Source organism: Ulvibacter sp. 2305UL32-6, assembly GCF_058148545.1.
In genome coordinates this window covers 467,768-482,589 of sequence record NZ_JBYVKA010000001.1, presented here as the reverse complement: position 1 = coordinate 482,589, position 14,822 = coordinate 467,768, and the positions used below count along the sequence as shown (strand labels likewise).

Below are 14,822 nucleotides of genomic sequence, written 5' to 3'. Positions count from 1 at the left end.
AAAAATTAATATACTTATTTGCTAATAGTATATCTTACTCTTTGAATCGCTCCCATTTGATCAGCATGAATTTATCTCCCAATTCAGTAACAACAACGCCTGCACCTTTTATGTTTTCTGGATTACTGAAGTAAACACCGAGTTCGGTAGTATTTAAAATTTTATATGTTGGGTGATATTTTGAGTTGTAGGGGCGTTTGATGTTATATTTTTTCACCCAGTTCATTATGCTAACGTGAGAGATTCCAAGAATACGTTCTATTTCACGATAGGTGAGACCTTCTAAGTACAGTTGTAAAGCTTTATTAACGTAGTAATCATCAATCTTTTTACCCAATTTATCTACCGTAAAAAAGTAATTGCAATCTTTGCATTTAAAGCGTTGTCTGTTATTAATAATGCCGCTTTTAATATGATTTTCTGAATTACAATTAGGGCAAGTTCTCATTAGATATAGTTATTTAGCATAAATATAGTAAATTAGCAATAAAATTTTGTGTTTTGACTATTTCTTCTTTCCGAATGGCATGAGCAAAAGAGTGTGCAATTGCAATTATTCTGAAGCGTTACACAAATTAAAAAGGGATTGTCAATAACTAAAGTTCTTGCGTTTTCTTTGATTCGTGCAGTATTGCTTCAAAAGAGACCATACGCTCAATACACCATTTATAGCGCATAATTGAGATATAGGGCCATGTTGTTTTTTGCTTTTACATTTCGACGAAAAGATCTTGCTTTAGAGGAAGGGTGTATTTCGCACCAATTAAAAGTCTATTATAAACAAATTCGGCTCCAACGCGTTTATTTAATGCTTTGGGTATTGCAACGACAGAAGCTCTTAATTAAGTCATTCACTCATGGCTTATTTCGTCTGCAACGTTCACTACAATACCGAACTTCGTTCCAATCACGCGCCCACTTTTTTCGCCAATGAAATGATTTTTTACACACGAGGCAGATTTTTTCGGGTAACGGTTTTTTCATCTGACCCATTTTATAAGCTTACTATAAACGGTACCATAGTAGTGGCTAGTAACTTTACGTACAACTTTGAAGTGTTTTAAAAAATATAAGAGAACTTATCGTTTGCTTATTTGGTTTCCCGTGATTACTCGCTGTCGTGTTGATTTAAAGCGATTAATAGCTGTGTTTCTTTTTTTTGCGTGTTTGGTACTTACACCACTATTAACTCGTTTTCGCCACAACTTAAAGCTGCTTTCCTTTAAATGTCTGCGCATGGTTTTAATGACCTCCTTTTCGGGAAGGCCGAATTGATATTCGATGGCTTCAAAGGGTGTTCGGTCTTCCCAGGCCATTTCTATGATGCGGTCAAGTTGGCGCTCGGTAAATGTCTCTTTTTGCATGATAAAAGTTTTAAACGCCTAGCGCTTCAATTTTTTTCATGACTTCTTCAGCTTCTGCATATTTTTGATCACTTAATTTTCGGTTGGATATCGACGTATTTTTTGCCTCCTCCATCAACTTAAGGTATTGGGCGTAGAGCTTATCTTTTGGGTTTTTCTTTTTAAATAATCCGAACATGAGTTATATTTTAAATGTTACAATGCCACAATCCATTTCAAACACTTGCCCAGAGAGGGCAGCGGCTTTATCCGAAATTAAGAACGCAGCCATATTGGCTACCTCTTCTGGCTCTAAGAATTTTTTTAAGGGATGTCTTTCGGTAATATTTTCTATCATTTTTTTATTCCGAAGTAATTTTGAAGCTAACTCAGTATTTGTCACCGTAGGCGCTATAGCGTTGATGCGTAATTTTGGGGCGAATTCGGCACCAAGTGATTTTACAAGACCTTCAACGCCTGCTTTAGCGGTTGCAATACTTGCGTGATAAGGCATCCCAAGTTTTACTGCAACTGTACTAAATAATAAGATCGCTGGGCTTTCACTCTTTTTGAGTTGCGGCAAAAAGTGCTGAATAACTTTTACCGCGCCAATAACATTGATCTCAAAATCATCTTTAAAGTCGGAAACAGCGAGTCTTGGAAACGGTTTTAAATTGATGCTACCCGGACAGTAAATTAGGGCATCCACTTGATCAACTTCAGGAAGTTCATCATTTAAAACATCACAAGAATAGTGGGTTAAATTTGCATGATTAGTTTTGGGTTGCGACCTACTGATATTAATAACAGCCTCATCTTGAGAAAGTAATTGTGCAACAATCGCCTCTCCTATGCCTTTACTGCCTCCAATGATTATGTTTGTCTTCATTTTAGGTATTTTTATAAAAATACTAGTTGTTTAAAGATATTCAATATAAGTTAAACAAAAATTAACGTTTTGGAATGCTTTTTTTATTTTTGCAGGATGAAACCGAATAACTTTACTACCGATTTCTTCGGAATTGGGATTCTCCATGGGAAGACTCCCGAAAATTTAGGTGTTTTATGGCGTACGGCTCAGAATTTGGGAGCTAGTTTTATATTCACCATTGGAAAACGTTATGCAAATCAGGCTGCCGATACACACAACGCGGTAAAATCGATGCCGTACTACCATTACAAGAGTTTTGAAGATTTCTATGAGCATCTTCCCAAGGGTGTGCGGATTGTTGGTGTCGAGAAAACAGAAGATGCTTCTTCTTTAGAAGAGTTTAATCATCCAAAACGATGCGTGTATTTGCTAGGTGCCGAAGATCACGGCTTGACAAAAGAAGCTATATCAAAAGCACATTTTTTAGTTCAATTTCCTTCTGAATACAGTCTAAATGTTGCGGTAGCTGGGAGTATTGTGATGTATGATCGAACTCGTGATAAGCAATTCCAGTAGCTATAGTTTTAAAATATTTTTGGCATTGGCTAAAGCGCTTTCAAACCGGTCTTGAGTGACCTCTTTTTTCCAAGTAGGAACAATTTCTTCCAACAATGCCTTTCCCTTTTCCGTAGAAAGTATTTCTGGGAAGGCTTTTTCGAGCACTTCCAACATGATATTTGTTGCAGTTGATGCGCCTGGTGATGCTCCTAGAAGGCATGTGATACTTCCGTCTTTACTGCTAACTACTTCTGTGCCAAATTGAAGTTCACCACCTGTATAGGCATCTTCTTTAATGATCTGAACGCGTTGACCCGCGTGTACAATTTCCCAATCTTCATCTTTTGCATCTTTTACAAATTTCCGTAGCTCGTCCATGCGATCTTCAAACGACATAGAAACCTGCTCGATAAGATATTGAGTGAGCGGGAGGTTCTTCCAGAAGGCACCAAGCATAGGAGAAATATTGTCAACCGTAACCGATTTAAATAAATCGAAGTTAGAGCCTTCTTTTAAAAATTTTGGACTAAAACCTGCAAAAGGACCAAATAATAATTCGCGCTTTCCATTGATATATCGCGTGTCAAGGTGAGGTGTTGACATGGGTGGATCATTAGGGCCAGCTTTACTGTATACCTTGGCGTTGTGTTGTTGGATGATCGCTTCATTTTTACAGACAAGCCATTGTCCGCTTACCGGAAATCCGCCATAACCTTCCTTTTCATCGATCTCTACTTTTTGTAGCAAAAGTAAACTTCCGCCACCGGCGCCAATAAAAACATGTTTTGCATCAAAATGATATATTTTATCTGTTTTTGTGTTTTTGACCTCGGCGAACCATTCAACTTTTTCATCGGGATCAATATCAACTACTTCCATGTTGCAATGAACAGGCGTGTTATAGTCGTTTTCAAGAATTTCGAATAGCTGCTTTGTAAGCGCACCATAATTTACTTCGGTGCCTCTGTCGATACGGGAGGCAGCTATATTTTCACTAGGTTCTCGATCATTCATGATCAACGGAAACCAATTTTTCATGGTGGCGATTTCTTCGGTGTACTGAATGGTGTTGAACATAAAGTGTTCTTTCATCACCTCATATCGCTTTTTGAGATAGTTTACATTGTCTTTACCATGTACCCAACTATGGTGCGGTACCGAGTTTATAAACGATTGTGGATCTTTGATGTAATTTTTTCCAACCAAATAAGACCAGAATTGCTTTGAGATCTCAAACTGATTACAAATAGAAATCGCTTTGCTAATATCAACTCCGCCATCATTCTCTGGGCAATAATTTAGCTCACAAAGTGCCGAATGACCCGTGCCAGCATTATTCCAGGCTGCCGAACTTTCTTGAGCAACTTCGTCAAGACGTTCAAGAATCAAGATTTGTAAATTGGGGTCAAGTATTTTTGTTAGTAATGCAAGTGTAGCACTCATGATACCACCACCAACGCAAATAAGATCATAAACCCGTGTTTCTATTTTTTCTTCGGAAGGCATGTTCAATAATATTTTGAGTAAAGTTAATAATGTATCTTTACTTACAACCAACTTCAACAAATAGAATGAATTACTTTTTGATCATTACCGTCTTGGTAGCTTTGGCCGCAGGCTTTGGTTATATTAATGTACGCTTCTTAAAATTGCCCAATACCATTGGTTTAATGTTGATCACGATCGTGTTCACCTTGGCAGTTTTAGCAATAGGCTATTTTGATAGTACTTTGATCGATGCCGAACGCTACATCATTGCTCAAATAGATTTTAAAAGTGTTTTGCTAGATATCATGCTTAGCTTTTTATTATTCGCAGGTGCGCTCCACACCAATTTTGATCAATTAAAAGTGCAACGTTGGCCGGTTTTTGTATTCTCAACCGTAGGTGTGCTGGTTTCTACTTTTTTGGTTGGAACAAGTATGTATTATTTGTTAGCGGTTTTAGGATTAGATATAGCATATATTTATTGTCTACTGTTTGGGGCGTTGATCTCACCTACCGATCCTATTGCTGTTTTAGGAATATTAAAACAAGCTGGAGCTCCTAAAAAACTAGAAACTAAAATTGTAGGAGAATCACTCTTTAACGATGGTGTAGGAGTGGTAGTTTTTCTAACTATTTTTCAAATTGCCAGTATGAGCGGAGGGGATACTATTAACCCGATGGACGTAGTTGTTTTGTTTTCGCAAGAGGTTATTGGAGGAATTGTATTGGGGCTTCTTATAGGATGGATCACCTATCGTCTTATGCGGTCTATAGACGATTATGATATTGAAGTTATTATTACGCTCGCTGCTGTCATGGTGGGGACCGTTATTGCGCAAAAACTACACCTTTCAGCGCCTTTAGCTATGGTGACCGCTGGACTCATGGTTGGTAATGATACTATTAGAGAATCTGCAATGAGTGAAATTACGGAGAGTTATGTTGATAAATTTTGGGAACTGATAGACATACTTCTAAATACCATTTTATTTGTTCTTATTGGTATGGAAATGCTTGTTCTAGCTTTTGATGGCAGCTATATTATTGCAGGTTTACTAGCTATTCCTTTGGTGTTGGCTTGTCGCTATACATCTTTGTTGGTGCCGATAAAGTTCTTTTCAAAACGTTTGGACTTTGTGCCAAAAACTAATTTGATCATGACGTGGGGTGGTCTTCGAGGTGGTATTTCAATTGCCTTAGCGCTCGGACTAACAGAAGCCATGCATCGTGATCTGTTCTTGGTAATCACGTATGTGGTGGTGGTTTTTTCTATTCTAGTGCAGGGTTTAACCGTAGGTGCATTGGTAAAACGTGTTGCTAAAGAATAGTTTTTCTTCGGAAGTAACCATAAACTGAAAAAATGGGAGAAGAAATAAGCAAAGACCTTTTGTTGTTTACTATTCGTCTTTCTTAGATTGCGCCACGATCTCCTTTAAACGAGCTTTGGTCGCCTCCTTTTCTCTGCGCTCTCTTGCTTTTTTACGCTCCATAAGTTTAGCGTGTTTTGCTTTGTTTTTGGTATTCTTTTCCTTGCCTTTTTTTGCCATTATTTGAGGGATTGGTAGAGGAATTCGGGAGTATCCTTAAAGCGTTCCCAGTCTTCCATAATTGATTTATGCAAGGCTACAATGCTTGTCTTGGTTTCAGCATCTAATTCGTTAAAGCCATTGTTTTTTGTATAAATAATTCGCGAAAGATAAATAAGTAAATCTTGGCAACAACTTACTTGACCGCTAATAATTAATGCTTTCAACTTATCATCAAGATCGTCTTTTTCTGAAAACCACAAAGTAGTTCCGAAGCTGGCAGCATTGGTAGTATATTCCAGCATTTTTTCGCCAATTACCTCTTTTTGATTGTTTCCCTTAAAACCTAAATTGTGTTCACGCATAAAGGTGTAATCTCCCATTTCCCCCGTACTAGTATTTTTCCAATCACGCTTTTCATAGTCGATTTCGGTAAGTTCTTTGATCAAGCAGGCAGATCTTCTATAATAGTAGCTGTCATCTTCAAAGATCCTATTGTAGTGTAGTCTTCGAACTTGCTTTAGAAAAATATCTGGAAGCAATAGCTTAAGCGAATTGTATCGATCTAATAAAAGCGTTTCCAGCGTTTTGATCTTCATGTTTTTAAAATCAAACGAAGGAAGTCGTTTTAAAAAGTATTCAGGCATTTTATTGACAATATTTGTCAATAGCGATTTCCATTTGCTTTTGAGTACTTGTGTGATGACTAGCCAGATAAAGGCACCCAGCACACCAAAAGCTACTATGGATAAACCTACGCCAAATTGGGTTGAAGGCTCATAATTGCTTTTGTGAATTACTAAAACTCCTGCAATAATAACGAGTAGATTTAGCAGGTATCCGATCCATTGAACCCATTTCGCTTTCCGAAAATAGGACGCAATCGTATTTTCTCTAAAGGCCCCTTTTTTTTCTGTATGAAATTTAAATGCATCCAAGTAAGGTGAAGAAACATCTGAGAATAGAATAAGGTCAAAGGGCGTCGTCTTTTCATATTCTTGATACGTTTCAATACTGCTTATACCTTGGTTATCATGAATTCCCCCATCCATAAGGCCAATAGTACCAAGATCGCCAATCTTTTTCGATACAGAATGATGCTCTTCGCTGTCTGGCGAGAAGAAATCATTAGGCATTGAAATTGGTTCAAATCCGCCGCTAAAACCAGAGGAAGCCGCCATTATATCTCCCAGGCGTAATTTTTCGTATTCCGCTTTTTTTAATTTTAAATCATTTGATCCAACAAAACGCCTCCCTGAATATGCTTGAAATCGAAATCTATAACCCTTAAGAAATTCAGTTGCATTAAAACAAACAAACTCCAAATGCGATTTATTCATATCATTAAAAACTTGCATTGTTTGATGATCTAATAAAGAATCGTCATACAATTCAGCAAAGGCATTGATAATGTTTTTACGCTTGTATGGATAACGCCAGTGGCCATTCGGACTTAATTTTTCAAGGGCTGCTTTTACGAGATCGGTGGTAGTGATCCAGGCTACGAATTTGCTGTAAATTTCTTCAAAGGTCCTGCCTTCTTGGGTCATCGCAGCATAGTAAACTCCAATGATAGTTCCTCCCGAAACAGTAGAAATAGCCTTGACCTTTTGCAGCAAAGTTTCACTTTCAAATTTTTTTGAATTTAAATACGACATCATTCCTAATTGAAAGGTTGCCGCACGATACCCACCGCCAGACATGCAGAGCGCGATGCGTTGTAGCGGATCTTTAGGAACCTGAGGTGGAAGTTTATCTTTTTGGTCCATAACAGGATGTACAATTGGGTTATGGGGATGACGGATAAAGATACAAATAAAAGTTTCCAGTGAACGCAGATCATCAAAACTTCCAGCTTCCAACATTTCAGCCTATCTTTGCCATATGGAGGAAAGCAAACACAAAGCCGGATTTGTAAATATTATAGGGAACCCTAACGTAGGAAAAAGTACGTTGATGAATGCTTTTGTTGGTGAACGTTTATCGATCATTACAAGTAAAGCACAAACCACACGTCACCGTATTCTAGGTATCGTAAATGGGGATAATTTTCAAGTACTGTTGAGCGACACCCCAGGAATCATTAAACCTGCGTATCAGTTGCAGGAAAGTATGATGGACTTTGTAAAATCTGCTTTTGAAGATGCAGATATCTTACTCTATTTAGTTGAATTAGGAGAGAAAGACTTAAAAGACGAGGCGTTTTTCAATAAAATAAAAAGCGCTAAGATCCCTGTTCTATTGTTGATCAATAAAATTGATACGGGAAATGAAGCTTTGCTTAAGGAAGCATTAGCGATGTGGCAAGAAAAAGTGCCAAATGCCGAAATCTTTGCGATCTCGGCGCTAAAAAACTTTGGTGTGGCTGAAGTTTTTACAAGAATTATTGAGATGCTTCCCGAATCACCCGCTTTTTACCCAAAAGATCAACTAACCGACAAGCCCGAACGTTTCTTTGTCAACGAGGCCATACGGGAGAAAATATTAATACATTATAAAAAAGAAATTCCGTATTCCGTAGAGATCGATACCGAAGAATTTTTTGAAGAAGATCATATCATTCGTATGCGATCGGTGATCATGGTAGAACGTGAAACTCAAAAGGGGATCATTATTGGTCATAAAGGCGCAGCACTGAAACGTGTTGGTATGGAGGCTCGAAAGGATCTTGAAAAGTTCTTCGGAAAACAAGTTCATCTAGAATTATACGTAAAGGTGAACAAAAACTGGCGTAGCGATTCAAGGCAATTACGCCGATTTGGATATAATAATTCCTAAGCCGAAACACTCGTTAGTGTATTGCGCATAAATTCATTCATGGCTTCCATTTCTGGTCTGCCTTTGGCTTTTCCGGTTCGTCCGGCAAAGTAGAGCACAAACCAAATGATGATCATCGCTATGATCAACCCAAGTTGCAGTGCATAACTGTTCCCGAGACTAATATTGGTATAGGTCCATACGGCAAATCCAATAAATAATATGGCCACTACAAAATGGAAAAACATAAAAAGTGTCCAAACTGCAGGATTTGGCCCGAATAGGCCTTTTAACAAACTAGATCGATTGGCTACAGCGATAATTTCAAGATGAAGTTGTGGTGACCAAAAGTGTTGTTTTTGCTTCGGAATACGTATAAACACATGATGATCTACACGAGATATTAGGAAATCTGATTGTGATTCTTTGGCTGCTACAAAGGCATCTAAGGCATGTTCACTATCAATGTTTATTGGAAATGAAAAGCGAGGTCTAAGTGCGATTTCCTGCGGAAATTCCATATGATATCAATTTGAAGGGATCAAAATATTAATTTTCTTGAGTATATGAGCTGATTTATGTCAGACTTTGCAAAAAAGAAGCAAGTCTTGACGCTAACTAACAACTATATAGTACTTTTGCACAAAATTTAAAATCATGAGCATAGTTGCTATCGTAGGACGACCTAATGTAGGGAAGAGCACGTTTTTCAATCGATTAATTCAACGTAGAGAAGCCATTGTAGATGCAGTGAGTGGTGTAACGCGTGACCGCCACTATGGTAAAAGTGATTGGAATGGTAAAGAATTCTCGCTCATTGATACCGGAGGATATATTGTAGGGAGTGATGATGTCTTTGAAGCCGAAATTGATAAACAAGTTGAACTTGCAATTGACGAAGCAGATGCAATAATTTTTATTGTTGATGTTGAAGGTGGTGTCACTGGAATGGATGAAGAAGTTGCCTTATTACTTCGGAAAAGTAGAAAGCCAGTATTTTTGGTCGTTAATAAAGTTGATAGTTCAAAACGCGAAAATGATGCGGTTGAATTTTATAGTCTTGGTTTTGATAAATACTATACTATTTCGGCAATCAACGGAAGCGGTTCTGGAGATCTTTTGGATGACCTTGTAAAGGTGCTTCCGGAAAAAGAAGAACGCGAAGAAGAAAGTCTTCCGCGATTTGCTGTTGTGGGACGGCCAAATGCAGGGAAATCTTCGTTTATCAACGCACTCATTGGTAAAGATAGATTTGTAGTGACCGATATTGCCGGAACGACACGTGATAGTATTGACACAAAATACAATCGTTTTGGTTTCGAATTTAATCTGATTGATACCGCTGGAATTCGAAAGAAAAGTAAAGTAAAAGAAGACCTTGAGTTTTACTCGGTAATGCGTTCGGTGCGTGCTATCGAGCATTGCGATGTGGTTATTTTGGTTTTTGATGCCACCCGTGGTTTCGACGGACAAGTACAAAATATCTTTTGGCTGGCACAGCGAAATAATAAAGGAATCGTCATTTTGGCAAACAAATGGGATCTTGTTGAAAAAGACAATCAGAGTGTCAAAGAATTTGAAAAATATATAAAGCAACAGTGTGAGCCTTTTGTTGACGTACCTATCGTTTTTATGTCGGTGCTCACAAAACAACGAATTTTTAAGGCAATTGAGACCGCAGTTGAGGTTTTCAAAAACCGAAGCAAACGCATCAAGACAAGCGAGCTGAATGAAGTAATGTTACCTATCATTGAAGCAACTTCACCACCTCAACACAAAGGGAAGCACGTTAAAATAAAGTATTGTACGCAATTGCCAACGCCTTATCCTAGTTTTGCTTTTTTTGCTAACCTTCCGCAGTACATAAAAGATCCGTACAAGCGTTTTATAGAAAATAAGTTACGACAGGAATTTGATTTTCATGGAGTCCCTATTACGATCTATATACGAAAGAAGTAAATAGCGAATATTTTATATTCAATGAAATACAAGTTTTTACACTTATTGGTCTGCCTTGTTGCCCTTCAAATAGGGCGTGCCCAAGATAGTGAAATTGCTTTTGTACAATATTTAGATTCTACTTCAAAACATATAGAAACAGACCCTGAACTTGCCACTACCTATTTAGATTCTATAGCTCATCCTTCAGAAAAGAATTTAGGAAAGGAAATAGGGAGATATTTTTATCTGCGAGCATTAATAGAAGCTGATGATTTTGATCCTGCCAGTTCAACACATAATTTTTTTAAAGCAGTAAAGTATGCTGAACAGTTTGAAGATTATAAAACAGCGGCTAACGCTTCTGGAGAAATTGCGTCTAAATTATACCTATTAAAAAAAGATTCTCTAGCCGATGTCTATTTTGAAAAGGCTAAAAAGTATCATACACAAAACGGAGATCAATACGGTCTTTTGGACCTGATGCAATTTCCGGCGTATGCGAAGTATGTTAATTTTGAAATGCAAGAGAGTATCGATCTGGTTTTGGAGGATCTTGAAACCTATAAAAATGTTGAAGACGATCAAGCATATTATTCCTTTGCTATTTTCCTTTTAACTTCAAACTATTTGCATCTTGGGGAAATAAAAGAGGCATATAAGTATAATTCGATCTACAGATCTTTGGAAGACAATGAATATGTTGAGCCGTCTTATTACACCACATATGAGAATTCCATAAACACGTGTTTTGCCGAGTACTATTTTGAAAATGAAAATCTTGATTCGGTAAAGCATTATTTGGATAATGTACATATTAAAAGGGGAAGCAAAGATTTCAATATTCAGAAAAACGTCTACGATTATTATGTAAAGTACTACCGTTTACGAGGAGATGTTGAAAAGGAGAAGATATATCTAGATTCATTAAGGCTATTCAATGATAAAGTGATGGAGAACACCATCAATTCTTCCATGGAAGGCGTAGAGACGTTGTCAAAAACACAGTTAGAATTAGACAAAGAACGAGGCGTAAAAGAAAAAAACAGGATATATATTTATGTTTTAATCATAGGAATTGTTTTGCTTCTTGTATTGCTTTTACGCTATCTCAAAAAATTAAAGAAAAAAACATTTATTGTTTCCGATTTAGAAGCAAATGTCTCTAGTTTTAAAGCCAAACAAGAAAAGTTGACTGTTAAAAATATAGAATTGGAAGATTTCTTGATTTCATTACGGAAAGAGATCAAAGAAATTTCTACAATGAATTCTTTGTCAGAACAAAAGATCCGTATTAATGATCTCTATAAGAAGATCCATCTTAATCACAGTAATTTTATCAATAGTGACGATCATCTAAAGGTACTAAGTTCTATTAATGAAGCCTTTTTCTTTAAGGCTGAAAAGGATTTTCCACAGTTGGATGATCTGGAAGTTTTAATATGTTATTATTTGTTTACAGATTTTAAAAACAAGGAGATCGCTACCTTTGTTGATCGGTCGGTTAGGGCATTAGAAAGTAAACGATATAGAATAACAAAAAAACTCAATATCGACACTAGTAAGGAAACGCTAAAACAATTTTTAGACAGAACTTTCAAAGAATAATATTCCGAAGAAGTACCTGTTGCAAAACAAGGACTTACACAGGGTTTATTCGAAAAGCGAAGCACATCGCCCATTCATTAAAAAACGAGAAATTTTACCTGTGAATAAACCTAACTTTTTTCTTCTAACTTAGCGTAAACATAGGTTGATGCTGTACGATTTACAAGTCTGTAAGGGAACTTCGGACTGCTCTCATCTGTCATCGGACTAATAAAGTCAGTATTTCTCCATTTCTGTACAATGTTGATATGACTTGGGTTGATATAGTATTTTTTAGATTTATTTGATGCTAAAGTGATCCAGCTAGAATCATTTGCTCTGTTTACTATTTCTTTATATATTATATTCATATACGTTAATTCATTTTATTCTCATCATTCTCAAACAATGACTTTGGAGATTTACTATTAGGGGAACGTCTAGGCTTTAACAGTTATATTTATTTAAAGACTAATACAGTGCGAAAATCCAGAATCATATGAACACCAGCAAAAATTGAGCTACGCAAAGAGTACGCATTTTGAATAAAAATATTGTTTTCCAGATTAACGGCCGCATATCTTAGAGTGGCTCTTTATTTAACTCAAGACGTGTATATATAGGAATGCTACCATTTATGAGCTGTCTATTAGGATAATAGCAGATATCGCTTCTTATATAAAATGGAAATTACACAATGATAGGCAGAAAAACACATTCTCTAGATTGATTATTCAGACTAGAAAAATGAGCTTTTTTTAAATGCATTAAAATTTCAGTAAAAAAAGAAGTGAGTAGTAGGTGAGTAGTCCTTAATACAGCAATTGTTGATTGCATTATGCATATTTGTTTTAAGATAAACAACATGATGATTAATCAATAATTACTAGAAAAATGAGATTTAAAAAGTACATTTTATGTGTTGCTTTAAGTTGCGCATTTTTTGCGTTTTCGCAAGCACAAAATACTTCTACTGGTACCGAAATCAATTCCCCAGATGATTTTTTTATAACGGCACCTATGACAAGTTATCCAAGAGTCGATCCTCAAACAGTTAAAAAGAGAGAGGTGATAAGAGGAGGGTTAAGCGCAAAGAATATACAGAAGGGAGAGTTTATAAGTAACCTTTCTAAAAGCCGCTCAAGTCAAGACCCATTGGCCCAAGTAGAATTTGGGGCTATAGCTGGGAAATTACCAATTGTTAACTTCGATGGAATCAATCTAGATATTAGTCCGCCAGATCCAACAGCAGCAGTTGGTCCTAATCACATTGTACAAATGACCAACGGTTTATGGAGTGTTTGGGATAAAAATGGAAATGAAGCTGCAGGTTTTCCAAAAGATATTAATGACCCTTTGGGAGGTGTGATCTCTGGGGATCCTGTTGTCTTATATGACCGAGAGGCAGATCGATGGTTGATTACACAGTTCCAATTACCCGCTGCAAATCAATTTAAAATTGCTGTGTCAACAACTTCAGATCCAACAGGTTCTTACGCAGTTTATAGTTATAATGTGCCAGAAAATGATTATCCGCATTACGGTATCTATGGAAATAATTATGTGGTAACGGGAAATTTTAATCCTAGTGAATCTGGTAGATTCTATGCTTTTAACAGACAAAAAATGTTAAACGGTGATCCGTCTGCAGAAATTGCTACCTTAACATTACCTGGCTATGTGGGTACTGGAGGGTTTCAAGCGCCTCAGCCGGTACACTCAGAAGGTGCAGGAATTGCGAGCGGCCCAGCCTCAATTGTTTGGTTTCAAGATGATGCATGGCCTGGAATTACAGAAGACCATGTTAAAATTTGGGACTTAACTATCGATTGGAGTTCACCAGGAGGAGCAACTGTATCTGCTCCCCTTGAGATTCCATTGGCCGCTTTCGATTCTTTCTTAGAAGGCGTTGGAGGTGATAGCTTTGCTGTTTTACAACAGCCCGGGACTTCACAACGTATTGACCCTATTGTATTTGCTATGTATTTTCAAGCTCATAGATACAATTTTGGAACGCACGAATCTATGTTATTTAATTTTCCAGTTGAAGTTACTGATGGTTCAAGAATATCAGGAATTAGATGGGTAGAGCTAAGACGCCCTACATCTTCAGACCCTTGGACTTTGTATCAAGAAGGGACTTATCAAGATGCTGGTGGAGAAAGTGTATTTCTATCGGCTATTGCAATGGATCAAGAAGGTAATATTGGACTTGGATATACAAAAACCGGCGCAACAACATTCCCTTCTCTATATTATACAGGAAGATTTGACGGTGATGCCCTAGGCCAAATGACAATTGCAGAAACCCTAATTGTTGAGGGAAATAGTTCAATAACTTCTAACTCGAGATATGGTGATTACTCACAATTAGTAAGAGATCCACAAGACGATCTAACATTTTGGTTTACGGCCGAATATTCTGGAGAGCCAAGAAAAACAAGGATTACTTCATTTAAAATTTCAGAAACACTTTCTGTAGATGAATTGGATCTAAACACTTCCAATTTAATTGTTTCTTCAGTTGATAATACCATCTTTAACCTTCAACTAGATTCAGCTACAACGAGTGATATACTTAGACTTTCAGTCTATGATATTACCGGGAAAACGGTGTACAACGACCAAATATCAAAAGGAAAAACAGGGGTATACACTACTAGCATAGATATGTCTTCAGTAAGCACTGGCACGTATATCATTGAAATAGGAAATGCCAAGACTAAATTGAACAAGAAGATAATAGTTAAGTAA

General features: G+C 37.0%; 16 protein-coding genes. 6 read left to right on the top strand and 10 right to left on the bottom strand.

Annotated features, from left to right (window positions below; translation table 11 throughout):
• Window positions 1-34: 34 nt before the first annotated feature.
• The 5 genes from ACY2RU_RS02335 to ACY2RU_RS02315 form a co-directional block, all read right to left on the bottom strand.
• A complete protein-coding gene (locus tag ACY2RU_RS02335) occupies window positions 35-448 on the bottom strand; it encodes an IS1/IS1595 family N-terminal zinc-binding domain-containing protein (RefSeq protein ID WP_490136792.1) in 414 nt (137 codons plus the stop codon).
• 407 nt (window positions 449-855) lie between these two features.
• Window positions 856-984 (bottom strand): DUF2256 domain-containing protein, encoded by a 129-nt coding sequence (locus ACY2RU_RS02330; protein ID WP_490136791.1) that lies wholly within the window; start codon window positions 982-984, stop codon window positions 856-858.
• A 95-nt stretch (window positions 985-1,079) separates the two neighbouring features.
• Window positions 1,080-1,364 carry a TIGR03643 family protein gene (locus ACY2RU_RS02325; protein ID WP_490136790.1) on the bottom strand — a complete coding sequence of 95 codons (285 nt, stop codon included), beginning with the start codon at window positions 1,362-1,364 and terminating at the stop codon, window positions 1,080-1,082.
• A 10-nt stretch (window positions 1,365-1,374) separates the two neighbouring features.
• Entirely contained in the window at window positions 1,375-1,542 is a 168-nt protein-coding gene (locus ACY2RU_RS02320; protein WP_490136789.1) for a Lacal_2735 family protein, read from the bottom strand.
• A gap of 3 nt (window positions 1,543-1,545) precedes the next feature.
• The gene (locus ACY2RU_RS02315; protein WP_490136788.1) at window positions 1,546-2,232 is read right to left on the bottom strand and encodes an SDR family NAD(P)-dependent oxidoreductase; all 687 of its coding nucleotides are present in this window, start codon (window positions 2,230-2,232) and stop codon (window positions 1,546-1,548) included.
• Between the two features lie 96 nt (window positions 2,233-2,328).
• On the opposite strand from ACY2RU_RS02315, the gene ACY2RU_RS02310 reads away from it, so the two are divergent.
• The gene (locus ACY2RU_RS02310) at window positions 2,329-2,790 is read left to right on the top strand and encodes an RNA methyltransferase (RefSeq protein WP_490136787.1); all 462 of its coding nucleotides are present in this window, start codon (window positions 2,329-2,331) and stop codon (window positions 2,788-2,790) included.
• On the opposite strand, the gene mqo is transcribed toward ACY2RU_RS02310, so the two are convergent.
• Window positions 2,791-4,278, bottom strand: coding sequence for a malate dehydrogenase (quinone) (gene mqo, locus ACY2RU_RS02305; protein ID WP_490136786.1), 1,488 nt, complete (start codon window positions 4,276-4,278; stop codon window positions 2,791-2,793). It lies immediately after the preceding gene.
• A 65-nt stretch (window positions 4,279-4,343) separates the two neighbouring features.
• Between mqo and ACY2RU_RS02300 the strand changes: the two genes are divergently transcribed.
• Window positions 4,344-5,588, top strand: coding sequence for a cation:proton antiporter (locus ACY2RU_RS02300; RefSeq protein ID WP_490136785.1), 1,245 nt, complete (start codon window positions 4,344-4,346; stop codon window positions 5,586-5,588).
• 69 nt (window positions 5,589-5,657) lie between these two features.
• Here ACY2RU_RS02300 and ACY2RU_RS02295 read toward each other — a convergent pair whose 3' ends face one another.
• On the bottom strand, window positions 5,658-5,807 hold the full coding sequence (locus tag ACY2RU_RS02295) for a hypothetical protein (RefSeq protein WP_490136784.1): 150 nt from the start codon (window positions 5,805-5,807) through the stop codon (window positions 5,658-5,660).
• A complete protein-coding gene (locus ACY2RU_RS02290) occupies window positions 5,807-7,651 on the bottom strand; it encodes a patatin-like phospholipase family protein (RefSeq protein WP_490136783.1) in 1,845 nt (614 codons plus the stop codon). Before ACY2RU_RS02290 ends, ACY2RU_RS02295 begins: the two co-directional genes overlap by 1 nt.
• 19 nt (window positions 7,652-7,670) lie before the next feature.
• Between ACY2RU_RS02290 and era the strand changes: the two genes are divergently transcribed.
• The gene (era, locus tag ACY2RU_RS02285) at window positions 7,671-8,564 is read left to right on the top strand and encodes a GTPase Era (protein ID WP_490136782.1); all 894 of its coding nucleotides are present in this window, start codon (window positions 7,671-7,673) and stop codon (window positions 8,562-8,564) included.
• Here era and ACY2RU_RS02280 read toward each other — a convergent pair.
• Window positions 8,561-9,064: a GTP-binding protein gene (locus ACY2RU_RS02280; RefSeq protein ID WP_490136781.1), complete on the bottom strand. Its 504-nt coding sequence runs from the start codon at window positions 9,062-9,064 to the stop codon at window positions 8,561-8,563. The genes era and ACY2RU_RS02280 overlap by 4 nt on opposite strands.
• Before the next feature lie 133 nt (window positions 9,065-9,197).
• On the opposite strand from ACY2RU_RS02280, the gene der reads away from it, so the two are divergent.
• Both der and ACY2RU_RS02270 read left to right on the top strand, forming a co-directional pair.
• A complete protein-coding gene (gene der / locus ACY2RU_RS02275) occupies window positions 9,198-10,502 on the top strand; it encodes a ribosome biogenesis GTPase Der (protein ID WP_490137464.1) in 1,305 nt (434 codons plus the stop codon).
• Window positions 10,503-10,523: 21 nt separating this feature from the next.
• Window positions 10,524-12,089 (top strand): helix-turn-helix transcriptional regulator, encoded by a 1,566-nt coding sequence (locus tag ACY2RU_RS02270; RefSeq protein ID WP_490136780.1) that lies wholly within the window; start codon window positions 10,524-10,526, stop codon window positions 12,087-12,089.
• A 110-nt stretch (window positions 12,090-12,199) separates the two neighbouring features.
• On the opposite strand, the gene ACY2RU_RS02265 is transcribed toward ACY2RU_RS02270, so the two are convergent.
• On the bottom strand, window positions 12,200-12,439 hold the full coding sequence (locus ACY2RU_RS02265) for a hypothetical protein (RefSeq protein WP_490136779.1): 240 nt from the start codon (window positions 12,437-12,439) through the stop codon (window positions 12,200-12,202).
• 523 nt (window positions 12,440-12,962) lie between these two features.
• Here ACY2RU_RS02265 and ACY2RU_RS02260 point away from each other — a divergent pair.
• Window positions 12,963-14,822 carry a T9SS type A sorting domain-containing protein gene (locus tag ACY2RU_RS02260; protein WP_490136778.1) on the top strand — a complete coding sequence of 620 codons (1,860 nt, stop codon included), beginning with the start codon at window positions 12,963-12,965 and terminating at the stop codon, window positions 14,820-14,822.

What these genes read in the sequence shown, in the direction of transcription:
- ACY2RU_RS02335 (WP_490136792.1), bottom strand. Translation starts at nt 448, where the DNA reads ATGAGAACTTGCCCTAATTGTAATTCAGAAAATCATATTAAAAGCGGC.
- ACY2RU_RS02330 (WP_490136791.1), bottom strand. Translation starts at nt 984, where the DNA reads ATGAAAAAACCGTTACCCGAAAAAATCTGCCTCGTGTGTAAAAAATCA.
- ACY2RU_RS02325 (WP_490136790.1), bottom strand. Translation starts at nt 1,364, where the DNA reads ATGCAAAAAGAGACATTTACCGAGCGCCAACTTGACCGCATCATAGAA.
- ACY2RU_RS02320 (WP_490136789.1), bottom strand. Translation starts at nt 1,542, where the DNA reads ATGTTCGGATTATTTAAAAAGAAAAACCCAAAAGATAAGCTCTACGCC.
- ACY2RU_RS02315 (WP_490136788.1), bottom strand. Translation starts at nt 2,232, where the DNA reads ATGAAGACAAACATAATCATTGGAGGCAGTAAAGGCATAGGAGAGGCG.
- ACY2RU_RS02310 (WP_490136787.1), top strand. Translation starts at nt 2,329, where the DNA reads ATGAAACCGAATAACTTTACTACCGATTTCTTCGGAATTGGGATTCTC.
- mqo (WP_490136786.1), bottom strand. Translation starts at nt 4,278, where the DNA reads ATGCCTTCCGAAGAAAAAATAGAAACACGGGTTTATGATCTTATTTGC.
- ACY2RU_RS02300 (WP_490136785.1), top strand. Translation starts at nt 4,344, where the DNA reads ATGAATTACTTTTTGATCATTACCGTCTTGGTAGCTTTGGCCGCAGGC.
- ACY2RU_RS02295 (WP_490136784.1), bottom strand. Translation starts at nt 5,807, where the DNA reads ATGGCAAAAAAAGGCAAGGAAAAGAATACCAAAAACAAAGCAAAACAC.
- ACY2RU_RS02290 (WP_490136783.1), bottom strand. Translation starts at nt 7,651, where the DNA reads ATGTTGGAAGCTGGAAGTTTTGATGATCTGCGTTCACTGGAAACTTTT.
- era (WP_490136782.1), top strand. Translation starts at nt 7,671, where the DNA reads ATGGAGGAAAGCAAACACAAAGCCGGATTTGTAAATATTATAGGGAAC.
- ACY2RU_RS02280 (WP_490136781.1), bottom strand. Translation starts at nt 9,064, where the DNA reads ATGGAATTTCCGCAGGAAATCGCACTTAGACCTCGCTTTTCATTTCCA.
- ACY2RU_RS02270 (WP_490136780.1), top strand. Translation starts at nt 10,524, where the DNA reads ATGAAATACAAGTTTTTACACTTATTGGTCTGCCTTGTTGCCCTTCAA.
- ACY2RU_RS02265 (WP_490136779.1), bottom strand. Translation starts at nt 12,439, where the DNA reads ATGAATATAATATATAAAGAAATAGTAAACAGAGCAAATGATTCTAGC.
- ACY2RU_RS02260 (WP_490136778.1), top strand. Translation starts at nt 12,963, where the DNA reads ATGAGATTTAAAAAGTACATTTTATGTGTTGCTTTAAGTTGCGCATTT.